This is a genomic window from Agromyces soli (assembly GCF_022811605.1).
Classification (GTDB): Bacteria; Actinomycetota; Actinomycetes; order Actinomycetales; family Microbacteriaceae; genus Agromyces; species Agromyces soli.
Genome location: NZ_CP094533.1, coordinates 955,322 through 973,477 on the forward strand (window position 1 = coordinate 955,322; position 18,156 = coordinate 973,477).

Annotated in this window: 20 protein-coding genes and 2 tRNA genes; 11 read left to right on the top strand and 11 right to left on the bottom strand. The window is 70.2% G+C overall.

Features of this window, described 5'->3' with window-relative positions:
* Positions 1-23: 23 nt before the first annotated feature.
* The 7 genes from MTP13_RS04525 (at position 24) to pknB (ending at position 8,943) form a co-directional block, all read left to right on the top strand.
* A complete protein-coding gene (locus tag MTP13_RS04525; protein WP_243569916.1) occupies positions 24-758 on the top strand; it encodes an FhaA domain-containing protein in 735 nt (244 codons plus the stop codon).
* Entirely contained in the window at positions 755-1,297 is a 543-nt protein-coding gene (locus MTP13_RS04530; protein ID WP_243569917.1) for an FHA domain-containing protein FhaB/FipA, read from the top strand. The genes MTP13_RS04525 and MTP13_RS04530 overlap by 4 nt, the downstream gene beginning before the upstream one ends.
* Before the next feature lie 3 nt (positions 1,298-1,300).
* Positions 1,301-2,530, top strand: a complete 1,230-nt coding sequence (locus MTP13_RS04535; protein WP_243569918.1) for a Stp1/IreP family PP2C-type Ser/Thr phosphatase — start codon at positions 1,301-1,303, stop codon at positions 2,528-2,530.
* A 112-nt stretch (positions 2,531-2,642) separates the two neighbouring features.
* A complete protein-coding gene (locus MTP13_RS04540) occupies positions 2,643-3,992 on the top strand; it encodes an FtsW/RodA/SpoVE family cell cycle protein (protein ID WP_243570918.1) in 1,350 nt (449 codons plus the stop codon).
* A complete protein-coding gene (locus tag MTP13_RS04545; RefSeq protein WP_243569919.1) occupies positions 3,989-5,443 on the top strand; it encodes a peptidoglycan D,D-transpeptidase FtsI family protein in 1,455 nt (484 codons plus the stop codon). Before MTP13_RS04540 ends, MTP13_RS04545 begins: the two co-directional genes overlap by 4 nt.
* Positions 5,440-7,182 carry a serine/threonine-protein kinase gene (locus MTP13_RS04550; RefSeq protein WP_243569920.1) on the top strand — a complete coding sequence of 581 codons (1,743 nt, stop codon included), beginning with the start codon at positions 5,440-5,442 and terminating at the stop codon, positions 7,180-7,182. Before MTP13_RS04545 ends, MTP13_RS04550 begins: the two co-directional genes overlap by 4 nt.
* A gap of 66 nt (positions 7,183-7,248) precedes the next feature.
* Positions 7,249-8,943 (top strand): Stk1 family PASTA domain-containing Ser/Thr kinase, encoded by a 1,695-nt coding sequence (gene pknB, locus MTP13_RS04555; protein WP_243569921.1) that lies wholly within the window; start codon positions 7,249-7,251, stop codon positions 8,941-8,943.
* A gap of 6 nt (positions 8,944-8,949) precedes the next feature.
* On the opposite strand, the gene MTP13_RS04560 is transcribed toward pknB, so the two are convergent.
* Genes MTP13_RS04560 through MTP13_RS04570 form a run of 3 tightly spaced genes read right to left on the bottom strand, consistent with a single transcriptional unit; the run spans position 8,950 to position 10,480 of the window.
* On the bottom strand, positions 8,950-9,582 hold the full coding sequence (locus MTP13_RS04560) for an anthranilate synthase component II (RefSeq protein ID WP_243569922.1): 633 nt from the start codon (positions 9,580-9,582) through the stop codon (positions 8,950-8,952).
* Entirely contained in the window at positions 9,583-9,738 is a 156-nt protein-coding gene (locus MTP13_RS04565; protein ID WP_189083956.1) for a hypothetical protein, read from the bottom strand.
* A gap of 1 nt (position 9,739) precedes the next feature.
* Positions 9,740-10,480, bottom strand: a complete 741-nt coding sequence (locus MTP13_RS04570; RefSeq protein ID WP_243569923.1) for a class E sortase — start codon at positions 10,478-10,480, stop codon at positions 9,740-9,742.
* Between the two features lie 155 nt (positions 10,481-10,635).
* Here MTP13_RS04570 and MTP13_RS04575 point away from each other — a divergent pair, with 155 nt between their 5' ends.
* Complete coding sequence (locus tag MTP13_RS04575; RefSeq protein WP_243569924.1) at positions 10,636-10,875, top strand: cell division protein CrgA; 240 nt, start codon at positions 10,636-10,638, stop codon at positions 10,873-10,875.
* A gap of 241 nt (positions 10,876-11,116) precedes the next feature.
* On the opposite strand, the gene MTP13_RS04580 is transcribed toward MTP13_RS04575, so the two are convergent.
* Both MTP13_RS04580 and MTP13_RS04585 read right to left on the bottom strand, forming a co-directional pair.
* Positions 11,117-11,971 (bottom strand): rhomboid family intramembrane serine protease, encoded by an 855-nt coding sequence (locus MTP13_RS04580; RefSeq protein ID WP_243569925.1) that lies wholly within the window; start codon positions 11,969-11,971, stop codon positions 11,117-11,119.
* A gap of 25 nt (positions 11,972-11,996) precedes the next feature.
* Positions 11,997-12,548 (bottom strand): peptidylprolyl isomerase, encoded by a 552-nt coding sequence (locus tag MTP13_RS04585; protein WP_243569926.1) that lies wholly within the window; start codon positions 12,546-12,548, stop codon positions 11,997-11,999.
* Between the two features lie 120 nt (positions 12,549-12,668).
* Between MTP13_RS04585 and MTP13_RS04590 the strand changes: the two genes are divergently transcribed.
* A complete protein-coding gene (locus MTP13_RS04590) occupies positions 12,669-13,178 on the top strand; it encodes a DNA helicase (protein ID WP_243569927.1) in 510 nt (169 codons plus the stop codon).
* Between the two features lie 533 nt (positions 13,179-13,711).
* Entirely contained in the window at positions 13,712-13,960 is a 249-nt protein-coding gene (locus MTP13_RS04595; protein ID WP_243569928.1) for a hypothetical protein, read from the top strand.
* 123 nt (positions 13,961-14,083) lie between these two features.
* Here the strand turns inward: MTP13_RS04595 and MTP13_RS04600 are convergent, their stop codons facing one another.
* Genes MTP13_RS04600 through MTP13_RS04610 form a run of 3 tightly spaced genes read right to left on the bottom strand, consistent with a single transcriptional unit; the run spans position 14,084 to position 16,660 of the window.
* The gene (locus MTP13_RS04600) at positions 14,084-14,521 is read right to left on the bottom strand and encodes an NUDIX hydrolase (protein ID WP_243569929.1); all 438 of its coding nucleotides are present in this window, start codon (positions 14,519-14,521) and stop codon (positions 14,084-14,086) included.
* Positions 14,522-14,559: 38 nt separating this feature from the next.
* Positions 14,560-15,108, bottom strand: coding sequence for a putative immunity protein (locus MTP13_RS04605; RefSeq protein WP_243569930.1), 549 nt, complete (start codon positions 15,106-15,108; stop codon positions 14,560-14,562).
* A gap of 49 nt (positions 15,109-15,157) precedes the next feature.
* Entirely contained in the window at positions 15,158-16,660 is a 1,503-nt protein-coding gene (locus MTP13_RS04610; RefSeq protein WP_243569931.1) for a DHA2 family efflux MFS transporter permease subunit, read from the bottom strand.
* 112 nt (positions 16,661-16,772) lie between these two features.
* Here MTP13_RS04610 and MTP13_RS04615 point away from each other — a divergent pair, with 112 nt between their 5' ends.
* Positions 16,773-17,420 carry a TetR family transcriptional regulator gene (locus MTP13_RS04615; RefSeq protein ID WP_243569932.1) on the top strand — a complete coding sequence of 216 codons (648 nt, stop codon included), beginning with the start codon at positions 16,773-16,775 and terminating at the stop codon, positions 17,418-17,420.
* A gap of 52 nt (positions 17,421-17,472) precedes the next feature.
* On the opposite strand, the gene MTP13_RS04620 is transcribed toward MTP13_RS04615, so the two are convergent.
* From MTP13_RS04620 to MTP13_RS04630, 3 genes are all read right to left on the bottom strand, one after another.
* Positions 17,473-17,545: transfer RNA gene (locus MTP13_RS04620), tRNA-Ala, on the bottom strand.
* Positions 17,546-17,586: 41 nt separating this feature from the next.
* Positions 17,587-17,660, bottom strand: a tRNA-Ile gene (locus MTP13_RS04625).
* A 91-nt stretch (positions 17,661-17,751) separates the two neighbouring features.
* A complete protein-coding gene (locus MTP13_RS04630) occupies positions 17,752-18,156 on the bottom strand; it encodes a DUF3566 domain-containing protein (protein WP_243569933.1) in 405 nt (134 codons plus the stop codon).

Consider the following 18,156-nt stretch of genomic DNA (forward strand, 5'->3'; position numbering starts at 1 on the left):
CAGACACCGGAATCGGGAGACCTGTGGGCCTACTGGACAACTTCGAGAAGGGTCTCGAGCGCGCCGTCAACGGCGCGTTCGCGAAGACCTTCCGTTCCGGACTCCAGCCGGTGGAGATCACCTCCGCGCTAAAGCGCGAGATCGACACGAAGGCCGCCGTCGTCTCGCGCGACCGCGTGCTGGTGCCGAACACCTTCACGGTGCGGATGGCGGCGGAGGACTACGACCGGATGTCCCGGCTGGGCCCCGCCCTGACCGACGAGCTCGTGGACCTCGTGCAGAAGCACGCCGCGAGCCAGCGCTTCCAGTTCGCCGGCGGCATCACGATCGAGCTGCAGCCCGACGCGGAGCTCAGCGTCGGCATGGTGCAGGTCGACTCGCAGAACGTGAAGGGCCAGGTCGCCTGGACCCCGGTGCTCGACGTCGACGGCAAGCGATACCCCATCATCAAGGGCCGCACCGTGCTCGGCCGCGGCAGCGAGGCCGACATCGCCCTCGGCGACACCGGCGCCTCCCGCCGGCACGCCGAGGTGCAGTGGGACGGCTCGCGCGCGCGCGTGCGCGACCTCGGCTCGACCAACGGCACCCAGCTCGACGGCGCCCCGGTCTCCGACTCCGTGCTGGAGCCGGACTCCGTGATCACCATCGGGCGCACCCGCATCGTGTTCCGCGTCCTCGCGCAGGCCGCGGCCGCGCCCCGCCGCGAACCCGCGACGGAGCGCCACGACATGGACGGGTTCTGGGGGCCGGCCGAATGAGTCAACTCACCCTCCTCGTCCTCCAGATCGGCTTCCTGCTGCTGATGTGGGTGTTCGTGTTCGCCATCGTCTACGCCCTGCGCAGCGACCTGTTCGGTCAGCGCGTGCGCAAGCTCCAGCCCGATGCGGCGCAGGCCGGCGCGCCCGCGGCATCCGGGTTCCCCAGCTCGCCGATCACCCCCGGCGGCGGCACCCGCAAGCCGGCCCCCGCCCCCGCTCCCGCCAACGGCGAGATCGCGTCGGCGCAGAACGCCCGCACGCTCGTCATCACCTCCGGCCCGAAGGCCGGCGCGGAGTTCCCGCTCGGCCGCGACGAGATCACCATCGGCCGATCGGCGGACTCCGCGATCATCATCCGCGACGACTACACCTCGACCCACCACGCCCGGCTCATGCTGTGGAACGACCGGTGGATGATCCAGGACCTCGATTCCACGAACGGCACCTTCCTCGACGGCTCCCGGGTGAGCGTGCCGACCCCGATCCCGCTCGGAGTCCCGGTCAAGGTCGGCGCGACGACGTTCGAGCTCCGGCGGTAGCCCATGACGCACGTCAAGGCGAGCGCGGCGGTCTCCCACGTCGGCCGGGTCCGGAGCAACAACCAGGACTCCGGCTTCGAGGGCAACCATCTCTTCTTCGTGGCCGACGGCATGGGCGGGCACGCCGGCGGCGACGTGGCGAGCGCGATCGCGACGCACCGCATCGCGGAGGTCGACCGCGCCTTCACCGACCCCACCGAGGCGGCGGCGACCCTCGAGGGCGCGCTCATCGCGGCGAACCGCCGGCTCGCGGAGACGGTCGCCGAGCACTCCGAGCTGACCGGCATGGGCACGACCGTCAGCGCCATGATGCTGACCGGCGACCGCGTGGTCATCGCGCATATCGGCGACTCCCGCATCTACCTGCTCCGCTCCGGCGAGCTCAACCAGGTCACGATCGACCACACCTTCGTGCAGCGGCTCGTCGACGCGGGGCGCATCACCGCCGAGGAGGCGATGGTGCATCCGCGCCGCTCGGTGCTGATGCGCGTGCTCGGCGATGTCGAGGCCTCCCCCGAGATCGACACGATGGTGCTCGAGACCCGGCCGGGCGACCGCTGGATGCTCTGCTCCGACGGCCTGTCCGGCGTCGTCTCCTTCGAGGAGATCCACGACTTCCTCGCGAGCGACCAGAGCGCCAAGCCCGTCGCGGAGCGCCTCGTCAAGGCCTCCCTCGACGGCGGCGCCCCCGACAACGTCACCGTCATCGTCGTCGACGTCGGCGAACCGCCGGCGCCGGAGACCCCCGGCGTCATGGTGGGCTCCGCCGCCGCGCCGCTCGCCTTCAAGACGCCTGAGCCCGCGCGGCCCCGCGGCATCCGGCTGACGCCGTTCCGCCCGCACCCGGTGCAGGAGACCCACTTCGAACCCGACTCGGTCGACTACTTCGACGAGCTGATCGAGGAGGACGAGCGCCGCCGACGCCGCCGCCGCATCGTCTGGGGCGCCTGGATCGTGCTCCTCGTCGGCGCGATCGTGGCGGCCTTCGTCGTCGGCTACCAGTGGACGCAGACCCGCTTCTACGTCGGCGAGCACAACGGCCGCGTCGCCATCTACCAGGGCATCCAGCAGAATCTCGGGCCGATCTCGCTGCACGAGCTGCACACCGAGACGACGATCGACGTGTCCGAGCTGCGCACCTACGACCAGCAGCGCGTTGAGCAGACGATCAGCGCCGACTCGTACTCCGAGGCCTCCCGCATCGTGCAGCGATTGGAGGCGTCGCTTGACTGAGCCCACCGCCTCCATCGCGTCCGGTTCCCCGAGCTCGTCCGGTTCCCCGAGCTCGTCGAGGGGCGCCCGCCGCGCGGCACGGGCCGCCGGCGAACCGACGCCGCCCTCCGGCATTCGCCGCATCCGCCTGCCGCAGAAGCTCCGCAACCTCGAGCTCGCCCTGCTGCTCTTCGCGTGCGTGATCAACGCGGGCGCGATCGTACTCGTGCAGCTCGGCGCCCTCGGCGCCATCGACACCCAGCTGATCCTGCTCGGCGCCGGGCTCTCGGCGCTCGTGCTGGCCCTGCACATCTCGATGCGCTTCGTGGCCCGCGACGCCGACCCCTTCCTGCTGCCGATCGCCACGCTGCTGAACGGCATCGGCATCGCGATGATCTACCGCATCGACATCGCCGAGGGCGACACCGGCTGGGACAGCGCCGCCGTGCGCCAGATCGTGTGGAGCGCGATCGCGATCGTCTGCGCGATCGCGACGATCCTGGTGATCCGCAACCACCGCGTGCTGTTCAAGTACACCTACCTGTCCGGCCTCGTCGCGATCGTGCTGCTGCTGCTGCCGCTCGTGCCCGGGCTCGGCGACGACCACGACGGCGCCCAGGTCTGGATCTCCATCGCCGGGGTCATGAACTTCCAGCCCGGCGAGATCGCGAAGATCGCGCTGGCGGTGTTCTTCGCCGGCTACCTCGTGCGCAACCGCGACTCCCTCTCGATGGTCGGCCGCACCTTCCTCGGCATGCGCTTCCCGCGGGCGCGCGACCTCGGGCCGCTGCTCGTGGTCTGGGCCCTGTCGATGGCGGTCATCGTGTTCCAGCGCGACCTCGGCACCGCCCTGCTCTACTTCGGGCTGTTCCTCGTCATGCTGTACGTCGCGACCGGCCGGCTGTCGTGGATCGTGCTCGGCCTCTCGATGTTCCTCGCCGGCGCCCTCATCGCGAGCCAGGTCCTCGAGTACGTCGGCAACCGCTTCGCGAACTGGCTGAACCCCTTCGACCCGGCCCGCTACGAGGCGGAGGTCGGCGGCAGCTACCAGCTCGTGCAGGGCCTGTTCGGCCTCTCCAACGGCGGGCTGATCGGCACCGGCTGGGGCCAGGGCCGGCCGGACATCACGCCCGTGCCGCAGTCGGACTACATCATCGCGAGCCTCGGCGAGGAGCTCGGTCTCGCCGGCATCTTCGCGATCCTCGCGCTCTACCTGCTGTTCGTGTCCCGCGGCTTCCGGATCGGCTTCGCCGGGCAGGACGACTTCGGCAAGCTGCTCGGCGTCGGACTCTCCTTCGTCGTCGCCCTGCAGGTGTTCATCGTCGTCGGCGGCGTCATGCGCGTCATCCCGCTCACCGGCCTGACGACCCCGTTCCTCGCGGCCGGTGGGTCCTCGCTCGTCGCGAACTGGATCATCGTGGCGCTGCTGCTACGGCTCTCCGACACGGTCCGCAACCATCCGAGGCTGGTGATCGACGGATGAACCGCGAACTGAAGCGCATCACGATCCTCGTCTTCGTGATGTTCCTGTCGCTCTTCGTCGCCTCGACGATCGTGCAGTACGCGCAGGCGGAGGCGCTGGCCAACGACCCGCGGAACTCGCGCACGCTGTACGAGAGCTACTCGGTCGAGCGCGGGCCGATCCTCGTCGGCGGCGAGCCGATCGCGTACTCGCAGCCCTCCGACGACGACTACAAGTTCCAGCGCGTCTACGCGAACGGCCCGCTGTACGCGCCGATCACTGGCTTCCTCCCCATCAACGGCGAGGCGACCGGGCTCGAGCGCTCGCTGAACTCGTATCTCAGCGGACAGTCCTCCACCCAGTTCTTCGACCAGCTCAACCGCCTGATCTCGGGACAGGATCCGATGGGCGCCTCCGTCGAGGTCGCGATCGACCCGGTCGCGCAGCAGGCGGCCTGGGACGCGCTCGGCGACTACACGGGCGCGGTCATCGTGACGGAGCCCTCGACGGGCCGCATCATCGCGATGGTCACGAAGCCCACCTACGACCCGAACACCCTCGCCGTGCACAACAGCGGTGAGGTGCAGGAGACCTACCAGGGCCTCGTCGACGACCCGTCCGACCCGCTCTACAACCGCGCCACCGGGGGCGACATGAACCCCCCGGGCTCGGTGTTCAAGCTCGTGGTCACGGCCGCCGCACTCGAGTCCGGCAAGTACACGCCCGAGAGCACCTTCCCGAACCCGGCGTCGATCACCCTGCCCGGCACCGACTCGGTGGTGCGGAACACCGACGGCGGCACGTGCGGCGGCGGCGCCCAGGTGACGCTGGCCGACGCGCTCCGCCTCTCGTGCAACATCCCCTTCGCCGAGCTGGGCATGGCGCTCGGCGACGACGCGATCCGCGAGCAGGCCGAGAAGTTCGGCTTCGACACCGAGTTCGACATCCCCACGGCGACCCAGCCCAGCACCTACCCGGCCGTGCTCGACGAGCCCCAGACCGCGCTGACCGCCTTCGGTCAGGGCGACGTGCGGGCGACGCCGCTGCAGATGGCCATGGTGTCCGCCGCGATCGCGAACGGCGGCATCGTGATGAACCCGAACCTGGTCGACCAGATCACCGCCCCGGACTTCACCCCGCTGCAGGAGTTCCAGAAGAGCGAGTTCGGCCGTGCGATCAGCAAGGAGACGGCCGACACCATGGTGCGGATGATGGTGAACGGCGTCGAGAACGGCGCCGCGAGTAATGCAAGAATAGACGGCGTCAGCGTGGCTGGGAAGACGGGCACCGCGGAGAACGGCGAGAGTGATCCGTACACTCTCTGGTTCACCGGTTTTGCCCCGGCCGACGCCCCCCAGTATGCGATCACGGTCCTGGTGGAAGACGGCGGGGGACAAGGGCAAGAGGGGTTCGGCAACGGGATTGCCGCACCGGTGGCGAAACAGGTACTAGAGGCGGTGCTGAACAAATGAGACCGAGCGCAGGGCTCACCTTCGGTGGGCGCTACGAACTGCAGTCGCGCATTGCGATCGGCGGCATGGGCGAGGTGTGGCAAGCCACCGACCTCGTGATCGGCCGGCAGGTCGCCCTCAAGATCCTGAAGGACGAGTACCTCGGCGACCCCGGCTTCCTCGAGCGCTTCCGCGCCGAGGCCCGGCACGCGGCCCTCGTCAACCACGAGGGCATCGCCAACGTCTTCGACTACGGCGAAGAGGACGGCAGCGCCTACCTCGTCATGGAACTCGTGCCCGGCGAGGCGCTCTCGACCATCCTCGAGCGGGAGCACGTGCTCTCGACCGATAAGGTGCTCGACATCGTGGCCCAGACGGCCGCGGCGCTCCAGGCCGCCCACGCGGCGGGCCTCGTGCACCGCGACATCAAGCCCGGCAACCTGCTGATCACGCCCGACGGTCGAGTGAAGATCACCGACTTCGGCATCGCCCGCATCGCCGACCAGGTGCCGCTGACGGCCACCGGGCAGGTCATGGGCACCGTCCAGTACCTCTCGCCCGAGCAGGCCTCCGGCCACCCGGCGTCGCCGACGACCGACATCTACTCGCTCGGCATCGTGGCGTACGAGTGCCTCGCAGGCCGTCGCCCGTTCACGGGCGAGTCGCAGGTCGCCATCGCGATGGCCCAGATCAACGAGACGCCGCCGGAGCTGCCGGTGACGGTCTCCGAGCCGGTCCGCAACCTCGTCTACGCGTGCATCGCGAAGAACCCGGCCGACCGTCCGCAGTCCGCCGCGCACCTCGCGCGGGCCGCGACCGCACTCCGCCGCGGCGACGTGCAGGCCGCGGCCGCGGCGGTCCCCGCCGTGCTCGGCACGGGCGACGGCACCGCCGCGACGCTCCTGCTCCCGCAGCAGGGCGCGCCCACCGCCGCCACGACCGTGCTCGCCGCGGGCGCCGGCGCGGCTGCCGGTGCGGCCCTCGCCGCCGACGGCACCGCCGAGGGCGACGAGACCGCGGACGGCAAGAAGAAGCGCAGCAAGTGGACCTGGCCGCTCATCATCCTGATCGCGATCCTCGCGATCGTGTTGATCGGCATCGTCGTCGCGCTCTTGATGAACGGCAACGGCAAGGCCGGGCCGTCGACCTCGAGCAAGCCGCCGACCACGTCCAGCGCGCCGCCGAGCTCGAGCGCACCGCCGACCTCCGAGGCTCCCGACACCATCCAGATCGATCGCGCGCACTACATCGGCATGAACATCGATGCGGCGCGCGCCGAGATCGACGGTCTCGGCCTGCCCGTGAACGCGGTCGAGGGCGGCCCCGCGACCGAGCCCGGCCTCGCGAACACCGTGTCCGACGTGAACCCCAGCGGCCCGGTGCAACCCGGTACGACGATCACGCTGACCTACTACGGCGAGCCCGAGACGCCCTCGGCCCCCGGTTCGGCGCCCTCGGTCGACCCCGCCTCCGTCACCGCCGGGCAGTCGTTCACCGTCTCCTGGCCCGCCGCGAGCTGCCCCTCGGGCCAGACGCTCTCCGGCTACAGCATCACCGTCGACGGACCGGCCTCCCAGCCCTCGCCCGTCTCGGCCGATGTGCGCCAGGTCACGATCGCGACGAACGCCGACGCCACCGGCCAGGTCAACGTGAGCTATAGCTACTTCTGCGGTCAGCTGAGCTCGCCGTCGTCACCGGCCGCCACCGTGACCATCGAGGAGTCGCCGCTGCCCGGCAACGAGCAGCCCGACGGAAACTGACGCGGGCCCCCGCCGCTCCATCGCGCGAGACCTCCCCGATCGCGCCGAGGAAAGGAACTGCACGACGTGAACGATGAAGGACGCATTCTCGCGGGTCGATACCGCGTGGGCGCGCTCATCGGGCGCGGCGGCATGGCGGACGTGCACGTGGGCACCGACTCCAGGCTGGGCCGCCAGGTGGCGATCAAGCTGCTGAAGCCGCAGCTCGCGACCGACCCGGCGTTCCGCATGCGGTTCCGGCAGGAGGCGCAGTCGGCGGCACGGATGGCCCACCCGACGATCGTTCGCGTCTTCGACGCCGGCGAAGAGACCGTGGTCGACGCCTCTGGCCACGAGGTGCAGCTCCCGTTCATCGTCATGGAGTACGTCGAGGGGCGCCTCCTGAAGGACGTCATCAGCGACGGACCGCTCGAGCCGCAGGCCGCGGTCCGGGTCGCCGAGGGCGTGCTCACGGCCCTCGAGTACTCGCACCGCGCCGGTGTCGTGCACCGCGACATCAAGCCCGGCAACATCATGATCACCACCTCCGGCCAGGTGAAGGTCATGGACTTCGGCATCGCCCGCGCGGTGTCCGACTCGTCGACGACCGTCGCCCAGACGACGGCCATCCTCGGCACCGCCGCGTACTTCTCGCCCGAGCAGGCGAAGGGCGAGACCGTCGATGCGCGCACCGACCTGTACTCGATGGGCGTCGTGCTGTTCGAGATGCTCACTGGCCGCCCGCCGTTCCGCGGCGACACCCCCGTCGCCGTCGCGTACCAGCACGTCAGCGAGCGCCCGGTCAAGCCGAGCGTCATCAACCCCAAGGTCTCGCCGGCGCTCGACGCCGTCGTCATGCACGCCCTCGCGAAGAACCGCGACGAGCGGTACCAGACGGCGGCCGAGTTCCGCGCCGACGTCGAGACGGCCGCCTCGGGCCGGGTGCCGGTGCACCGTGAGCCCGAGGGCACGGCGATGCTGTTCGACGCCCCGACCGGCTCGCTCTCGAGCTCGGAGCTCGCGCTCCGCCAGCTCACCGAGGACGAGACGATGGCGCGCACCCAGCGGCGCCCACCGGCGGTGTGGATCTGGTCGGGCATCGTCGCCGTCGTGGTCATCGTCATCGCGGTGATGTACTGGGCGCTGAACCTCCAGCCGACCTCCGAGCTGCCCACCGACGTCGCCCGCATCCCAGACCTCAGCGGGCAGACGTACGAGGAGGCCGCGGCGACGCTCCAGGACCTCAAGCTGCCGGCGACGAGGATCGACCGCGCCGACGAGGCGGTCGAGGCCGGCAAGGTCATCAGCACCGACCCGCCCTCCGGCGAGACCGTCGCCAACGGCACCGTCGTCACGGTCTACGTCTCCACGGGGCGCGATGCCGTCGAAGTGCCCGACGTCACCAACATGCCGCTCGATCAGGCGAAGCAGGCGCTCACGGATGCCGGCCTCGTCGCAGGCAGCGAGACGCGAGCCAATTCGCCGACGGTCGCCGAGAACACGGTGCTGTCGACCGACCCCGCCGCGAAGACCAAGGTCGAGGTCGGCGCCACGGTGAAGTTCACCGTCTCGAGCGGCAAGGTGACGCTGACCGACCTCACGGGGCAGTCGCTCGAAGCGGCGACCTCGGTGCTGCAGTCGCAGAGCGTGCAGCTCGTGCCGGTGCCGGTGCCCGACCCCGACTGCGCGTCGGAGCCCGGTTCGCCGGTCACCCAGCAGTCCCTCGCACCCGGCGACGTTCCGCAGGGCTCCGAGGTGCAGCTGACGTACTGCGCGGGCTGAGCCCGGCTACTTCAGCAGCGGGTTGAGGCCCGCGGCCCGCTCGCGCGCCTCGGGGAGTCCTGCGGCCGCGAGCCAGTTGCCGAGCATGCGGTAGCCGCCCTCGGTCAGGACCGACTCCGGGTGGAACTGCACGCCGTAGATCGGGGCCCGCTCGTGGCGGAGCCCCATGATGACGCCGCCCTCGGTGCGACTCGTGACGACGAGCTCGGGCGGCAGCGTGCCGTCGACGACCGCGAGCGAGTGGTACCGCGTCGCCGTGAACGGCTGCGGCACGCCCGCGTAGAAGTCGTCGTCGTCGTGGCGCACGTTCGAGGTCTTGCCGTGCATGAGCTCTTCGGCGTTCGTCACGACCCCGCCGAAGGCCTCGGCGATCGCCTGGTGGCCGAGGCACACCCCGAGCAGCGGCTGGCCGCTGGCGAGCGCGGCCTCGACCGCGGGGATCGAGATGCCGGCGTCGGCCGGCTTGCCGGGACCCGGCGAGACGAGCACGGCGTCGAACTCCGCGAGGCGCGCCGGCACGTCGGCGACGGCGATGTCGTCGTTGCGGACGACCTCGGTCTCGGCGCCGAGCTCCTGCAGGTACCCGTTGAGCGTGTAGACGAAGCTGTCGTAGTTGTCGATGACGAGGACGCGGAACATTTACTCCACCGTGACGTTGATCGGGTTCAGGATGTGGTCGACCCAGGGGAAGACCCAGGTGAACAGGGCGTAGACGGCCGCTGCGGCCAGCACGAGCATGATCAGCAGCCGCAGCCACCAGGGGCCGGGCAGGATGCGCCAGAGGGCTCCGTACACGTCACTGCTCCCATCGTGCGACGTCGGCCGCGATCTCGGCCGGGGGGCCGGCGGACAGCGGCTGCCACGACTCGAGCACGCCGTAGGCGATCAGTCGTTCGGCGGTGGAGTACAGCGGGTTGCAGGTCGTCAACGTGACGAGCCGATCGCTCGGCTGCAGATCGGGGTGGTGCGGCACCGGCGCGAGCACGTCGACCGAGTCCGGCGTGACGTACTCGAAGTCGCGGAAGCGGTAGGTGTACCAGCCGTCCTTCGTCTGGATGAAGATGCCGTCGCCGAGCTGCAGCTGCTCGATCTCGTGCATACCGCCGCCGTAGGCGCTGCGGTGCGCGGCGATCGCGAAGTTGCCGACCTCGCCGGGCATCTGCGTCTCGGGGTAGTGCCCGACGCCGAGCTCGAAGCTGTTCAGCACGTCGAGTCCGTAGCCCTGCGCGACCGTGCGCACCGAATCCACCGTGCCGGGGGTGTTGAACCGGGGCACGTACATGACGGCGAGCGGCTCGCCGTTGCCGTACTCGGTGGTGTCGACGATCGGGTCTCCGTAATCGGCGGGGTCCGGGGCGGGCGCGTCGCCGCGCGCGGCGCGTTCGTCCTCGATCCACTTCGAGGACTGACCGGATGCCGCCTGCGACTGCTGGCCCGCCATGATCGCGTCGTTCCACCACAGTTGCCAGCCGAGGAAGAGCAGGATGAGCACGCCCGCGGTGACGAGGAGTTCGCCGAAGACCCCGACAACGCTCACCCGGGGGCGCGGTTTCGCAGGGCGACGCGAGGCGCGTCGCCCACCCTCAACCGGCGCGGACATACCCGTGAGTCTACTGCGGCCCGGCTGTGGCGGAACCGTGCGGTTCGGACCCGGGATGGGCGCAGGGCCCGGCCTCGGCTAGAATCTCGGGCATGGCACGTGCGAAATCTTCGAAGCCCGCGAACGCGGAGCAGCCGAGCGGTGAAGAGGCCCCGAACCCCGTCTGGTTCAAGCCCGTCATGTTCGGCTTCATGCTGCTCGGACTGGCCTGGATCATCGTGTTCTACGTCTCCGGCGGGGCCTGGCCGATCGCCGACCTCGGTCCGTGGAACATCCTCATCGGCTTCGGCATCGCCTTCATCGGCTTCCTCATGACCACCCGCTGGCGCTGACGCCGGCCGACTGCAGCTCCAAGAAGGGGGCGGATGCTTCGGCATCCGCCCCCTTCTCGTGTGTGCGGCTCTCACTTTCCACAGCTCTCCACAGTGTTGTCCCCATTTTCCACAGCCGCCTGTGGAATCTGGGGATAACCCCCTCGGCCCCGAGATTCCCGCGAATCCGGCACTCTGGAGCGTCGCGCGCTGAATCACACCCCTGTAATTCTCCCCAGTCTGTGGAGAGGGTGTGGATAACTCAGAAGGCGCCGATCTTCCAGCGGGCGACGAGGAAGCCGAGCACGAAGAGCACGACGACGAGGCCCGCGAGCAGGCCGATCTGCAGCCCTCGGCGCGAGCGGTCGCGCGTCTCGAGATAGATGAGCCCGACCAGCGCGCCGCCGATGAGCCCGCCGAGGTGCGCCTGCCACGAGATGTTCGCACCCGGCAGGAAGCCGATCGCGAGGTTGATCGCGAGCAGCACGTAGAGCTGGGTGAGGTTGCCGCCCAGCCGGCGCTGGATGACGACGAAGGCGCCCATCAGGCCGAAGATCGCGCCCGATGCGCCGAGCACCCAGGTGAACGGGTCGGCGAACACGACGACACCGATCGAGCCGGCGAGGCCGGCGATCAGATAGAGCGCGAGGAAGCGCCAGCGGCCGAGCATCGACTCCAGCAGCTGGCCGAACAGCCACAGCGTGTACATGTTCAGCAGCACGTGCAGAATCGAGCCGTGCAGCAGCAGGCTCGTGAGCGCCCGCCACGGCTCGATCGACAGCACGAACGCCTGCGGCGTGAACGCGAACAGGTTCGTGAGCAGCGAGCCGGTGAGGAACTGCAGCAGGTAGACGACGAGCGTCACGCCGATGATCGAGTACGTGACGACCGGGGCGCCGCGGCCGGCGGCGCTGCGCATCCGGGTGAAGGCGGCCGGCTTCGTGCGCGGCGCCTGGGCGCGCTGCTCACGCATGCACTCGGGGCAGATCACCCCGACCGGCGCGGGGGTCTGGCACTCGCCGCACACGGTGCGGCCGCAGCGCTGGCACAGCACGTAGCTCCGCCGATCGGGATGCCGATAGCAGAAGTCCTCGCGGGACGGCGCGCCCTCGCTCACCCGATGCTCGGGATTCTCGGGCGGGTCAGCGCTGCTCGATGGAGATCGACTCGATCACCACGTCGTCGAGCGGCTTGTCGCGGCCGTCGGTCGGCACGGCGGCGAGCTTGTCGACGACCGCCTGGCTGGCCGCGTCGGTCACCTTGCCGAAGATGGTGTGCTTGCCCTGCAGCCACGTGGTCGGGCCGACGGTGATGAAGAACTGCGAGCCGTTGGTGCCGCCGCCCGTGATGCGGTCGGGGCCGGCGTTGGCCATGGCGAGCACGTAGGGCTCGGTGAAGTCGAGCTCGGGGTTGATCTCGTCGTCGAACTGGTAGCCGGGGCCGCCGATGCCCTGGCCGAGCGGGTCGCCGCCCTGGATCATGAAGCCGGGGATGATGCGGTGGAACACGACGCCGTCGTAGAGCGGCACGCCGCTCTGCTTCTGGCCGGTGCCCGGGTGGGTCCACTCCTGCTCGCCGGTCGCGAGACCGATGAAGTTGCGCACCGTCTTCGGGGCGTGATTGCCGTAGAGCTCGACCTCGATCGGGCCGTGGTTCGTCGTGATCGTCGCAACAGCGGTGGGGAGAGCAGCCATGTCGGCCATTCTCTCATGCACGAAGCGGCATCCGCTGGCAACCCCCGACGACTCCCACCTCGTTTCCAGGCGGTTCGGTGGCAAGATGGAGGAGTTCGCTGCACAACGATGGAGGTCGACATGAGCCTGTCACGCAAGCGCCGGAAGGAACTCAAGCGGCTGCGGGGGAGTGCGGAAGAACTGTGGGGGAACCAGCAGGCCGTACTGGAGCACGCGAATTCCGTCGCCCGTGAGGCCAGCCGCCAGCTCGGCAACCTGACGCGCGAAGAGGTCGTTCCGCGGGTTCGAGACGGCTACCAGACGTACGTCCGGCCTGGTCTCGACTCGGCGCGGGTCGTCGCGAAGCGCGCCGGCGACACCGCCGAGCGCACCGTCGGCGGCTTCCTCGGCTCGCTGCTCTCGGTCGGCGACATCGCCAACGACACGCGGGTGCGTCGCGCGCTCGAGCGCGTCAACCCGCGGGCCGTGGTCGTCGAGCAGAAGAAGGGCCCGGGCGTCGGCACGATCCTCGCGATCGGCGCCGGCGTGGTCGTCGCGGCCGGTGTGGCATATGCCGTCTGGCAGACGTTCCGCGCCGACGACGAGCTGTGGGTCGCCGACGACGAGCCCGAGAGCCCCGCGGCATCCTGATTCCCCCGCGTCCCTTCCGACGCGCACCACTCGCCCGAAGGCCCCGCTGATCCAGCGGGGCCTTCGGCGTCTCCGGAAACGATTCGATCGGATTTCGGGCGGGTACTTGCGCGCGCGCTGCGAACACCGATAGGTTCGTGACCGTTCGTTTCCGCCGAGTTTCAGAGAGGAGTGATGACCGATGATGAAGCAGACCTTCCAGTCGCCCGCCGGCCACACCTTCCTCGGCGCAGCGTTCGCGGCCTCCGTCGCCGCCTGCTGAGCCCGGGCTGAGCGCCGCCAGTCTGCACTGGCCCCGTCGCTCCTGAAGGCTCCAGCCCCACGGGCACGTCGCGCCATCGAGGCGCATCGCCCATCACCGAGTCGCTGACTCGGACGCCGTACGCTGCGGCTCCCCGCCCCGGACCTCCGGTGCGGCCGCGCGACGCCGGTCCACCAGGGCCCGTCGCGACTGAGACTCGGCGCGCCCGCGCGCGTCGACCCGGCTCCGAGCATCCTCGGCGCCGATCATCCTGAAACGAAGGAACCATCTCGTGAATCCCACGACCATCACCACCCTCGGGACCACCGAGTCCCGGGCGAGCGACGTGCGCACCGGTGCGCGCATGCTCCGCGAGCGCTTGGCCGCACGGCTCGGGCTCGCACTCATCGAATGGAGCCGTCGGCACGACGAGCGCCGCACGCACCGAGCGGTGGCCCACCACCGCGAGGCGCAGCGCATCGCGACGGCACTCCGTGACGAGGAGTTCGCCCGCATCGCACTGAGCGTCACCGCCAGGTGACCCCGTGAGCACCGTACGTCCCGCCGGGTGCACCGCCCCGGCGCCGATCCAACGGCCCCGTCCGCTCGGACGGGGCCGTTCCCTTTTCTCCGGGGCGGCGACGTTCCCCGAGGAGTCGTCCGCTCAGCGCTGACGCCCGTCCGCGGGCTCCTCGGCGTTGAGTCGCAGCCCGACATCCAGCAGGCTCACCCGCTTCAGCCGCGGGATCTCCTCGAGCCGCACCCACCGCGCCTCATCGCTCGACCCGCCCACCTCGTTCCGCAGCTCGCCGCCGGTGACGTGGGCACGGTACACGACCCGCATCGCGTAGAGCGGCGCCTGCCCCGTGTTCCGCCGCTCCGCGGGGATCACCATCGTGTCGATGCCGAGCAGGCGGTCGATCTCGGCGTCGTAGCCGGTCTCCTCGCGGATCTCGCGGACCGCCGCCTCGAGCGGGTGCTCCGACCCCTCGATGCCGCCGCCGGGCAGCGTCCAGCCGGACCGGCCGTGCTCGTTCCAGTGCGAGAGCAGCATCCGCCCCTGATCGATGATGACGCCATACGCCGCGATGCGGATGTCCATTCGGTCACTGTACCCGCCACGCCGCGAGGCGACGCCGACTACTCGGGCGGGACGCGATCGGGCAGGGCCGCCTGCAGCTCGCGGATGGTCGTCGCGAGCACGCCTGCGGCGAGCAGCCCCGGACCCAGCGGACCCGCGGAGTCCGTGCCGAGCAGCGGAAGCCGCAGCAGCGCGCGGTGCGCCTCCGGCGTGAGGCGCCGAAGCTGCCACTCGACCTCTTGCCGTCGCGCGGCCTCCGCGTCGGTGGCGGCAAGTGCGGCCGCCTTCGCCGCGTAGGCCGCCGCGCCCAGCGCGTGCGCACCCATGTGGGCGACGCCTGCGGCCTGACCGGCGGCACGCGCCGCAGCGATCGCGGCGGGCGTCTCCGCGGAGCCCGCGGCGCGGCCTGCGACGAAGCGGATGCGGATCTGCTCGGCGGTGTCGAGCTCGCCGCGTGAGAAGGCCCGCGCCCGGTCGATGCCGTCTCGCGCGCGATCGTCGTCGGGCGCCTCCGCCTCGAAGAGCGGCAGGACTCGCTCGGCGCAGTCGGCCGCCCAGCCTGCGACGACGCGACGATCGGCCTCGCTGAGTGCCTGCGGCGTGGTCATCCGGATTCCTTCCCGTCTCCGACATCCTGCCCGGGCCCGGCCGTCGGTGCTAGTGCCCGAGCGCCGGCGCCTCCACGTGCGCGGCGCCGTCCGGGCCATCCGCGCTGTCCCTCGCGGGCGTGCGCACGAAGCACGCGAGCACGACCGCGGCCGAGGCGATGCAGGCACCGATCAGGAAGGCGGTGTGCACACCGGCGTTCGTCGCGGCGACGGTGTCGGCCCCGGCCCGTGCGGCATCCGCCGTGCCGACCGACATGAGCGTGACGAAGAGCGCGGTGCCGGCCGCACCGGCGACCTGCTGCAGCGTGCTGACCGTCGCGCTGCCATGGGAGTAGAGCCGGCGAGGCAGCGAACCGAGCGCCGAGGTGAGCAGCGGGGTGAAGACGAACGCGAGGCCGAGGTTCAGCGCGACGTGCACGGCGATGATCCAGCCGATCGCGCTGTCCTGGCCGAAGGTCGCCATGCCCCAGAGCGCTCCGGTCGCGACGATCATGCCGGGGATGACGAGCGGCGTCGGCCCGAAGCGGTCGAACAGCGAACCGACGACCGGGGCCGCGACGCCCATGAGGATGCCGCCGGGCAGCAGCATGAGGCCGACTGCGAGCGTGTCGAGCCCGAGCACCTGCTGGAGGTACATGGGCAGCAGGATGAGGGAGCCGAACAGCGCCGACATGACGACGACGACCAGCACCACCGCGATGCTGAACGATCGCGAGGTGAAGGTGCGCAGGTCGAGGAGCGCGGCGTCGGACTTCTGCAGCTGCAGCTGGCGGGCGACGAAGGCGCCGAGCGCCGCGGTGCCGACGACGAGCGGGATCCACACCGGCACGGGCGCGTGTCCGCTCGCGGACTCGCCGATGGAGCTCAGACCGAAGATCAGGCCGCCGAAGCCGAGCGCCGAGAGGATGACGGAGAGCACGTCGAAGCGCGCGTGCCGCGTCTCGGTGATGTTGCGCACCCAGATCGCGCCGAGGGCGATGGCGACGAGCGCGATGGGCAGCACGATCCAGAACATCCAGCGCCAGTCGAGCGCGGAGAGGATGATGCCGGAGACGGTGGGGCCGATCGCGGGGGCGACCGCGATGACGATGGAGATCACGCCCATCATGCGGCCGCGATGGGTCGGCGGCACGACGTTCAGCACCGTCGTGAACAGCAGCGGCATCATGATCGCGGTGCCCGAGGCCTGCACGATGCGACCGGCGAGCAGCACCTCGAAGCCGGGGGCCACCGCGGCGATGAGCGTGCCGGCGGCGAACAGCGACATGGCCGTGAAGTAGAGGGAACGCAGCGGGAAGCGGGCGAGCAGGAACCCGGTCAGCGGGATCACGATCGCCATGGTGAGCAGGAAGCCGGTGGTGAGCCACTGCGCGGTCGCGGCGGAGATCTCGAGATCGATCATCAGGCTCGGCAGCGCGACGCCCATGATGGTCTCGTTGAGGATGACGACGAACGCCGAGGCGACGAGCAGGGCGATCACCGGTCCGGTGCGAGGCGGCGGGGTCTCGACGGTCGAGGTCGTGGCGGTGTCGGGGTGCTTCGCGAGAGTCATGGGTCCTTCGGTGGTGCAGGAGCGAACGGGTGAGCGGGCAGCACACCTGTGGGCCGCTCATCCAATATATGACAGAAACTGCCATTTTGGCGGAAAGTGAGAGAATGGCATCGTGTCCGAGCACGCCGCCCATTCCGAAGCCCAGTCCGTCGGCCTGCGCGAACGACGCCGCCAGACGACCCGCCGTGAGCTCGCCGCCGCAGCGCTCGAGCTCTTCGAACGCCAGGGCCTGCACGGCACGACCACCGACGACATCGCCCGGCTCGCGGGGATCTCGCCCCGCACCTTCTTCCGCTACGCCGAGACGAAGGAGCACGCGATGTTCCTCGGCGACGACGGGTTCGAGGACTTCCTCGCCCAGGTCGCCACGGGCATCCGCGGCGGAGCCCGGCCGGTCGACGCCATCGAGGCGGCGCAGATCGCCGTGCTGCGCGGCTTCGACGCCGAGTCGTCGGATCGTCAGCACGAGATGCTGCGCGTGCGGCGCCTGATCATCTCCGAACCGAGCCTGCTCTCGCTCGCACTGGCCGCCGATGCGGCGAAGGGCGAGTCGCTGCTCGAGGTGCTCACCACCGAGGCCCCCGACATCGGCGAGCTCGAGGCGCGCGCGCTCGTCGCGGCGCTGACCGCCACGATGCGGCTCGCCTTCGACGAGTGGGTGCGGCGTGCGGAAGCCGGCGAGACCGCCTCGGTGCACGCGCTGCACGAACATATCCAGCGCTCGTTGGTCGGGCACTTCTCGGAGCGCGCGAGCGGGTAGCGGAGCTTCGCGATGGAGCTGAGGTTCTCGACGGAGCGAGCTCCTGATGGAGTGGAGCCTAGGAGAATCGAACTCCTGACATCCTGCTTGCAAAGCAGGCGCTCTACCAACTGAGCTAAGGCCCCGGGCCGGTGGCGATGCCGCCGGTGAGTGTGGAGTTTTGGAGTGGGGATACGAGGACTTGAACCTCGGACCTCTTCGTTATCAGCGAAGCGCTCTAACCGCCTGAGCTATATCCCCGAATCGGTGCCGGCCCGTGAAGGCCGAAGGACAGCCTACCGGACCGTGCGCGAAACACCGAATCGGGCTGCGCACTGCCGGCACCGGTGGATCAGTTGTTGGTGAAGCCCACCAGGATGCCGCCCGTGATCTTCACGCTGAGGTTGTAGAGCACGGCCATGATCGCGCCGAGCGCGGTCGTCACGACGAGGTTCAGCAGCGACACGACGATGGCGAAGCCCATCACGTTGCCGAGCGACAGGATCGCGGTGAGGTCGCCGCCCTGCCCGGCCACGTCGCGGACGAGCTCGTTGACCTTGCCGAAGATGCCGGTCGAGTTCAGCACCGTGTAGACGAGGAACGTCGCGACGATGTTCACGACCGCGAGGCAGACCGCGATCAGGAAGGACAGTTTCACGGCCGACCAGAAGTCGATGTAGACCAGGCGCAGGCGGACCTGCTTGGCCGGGGCCTTGCGGCCGGACTTCTTGGCCAGCTTCTCGGCGACGCTACTCAT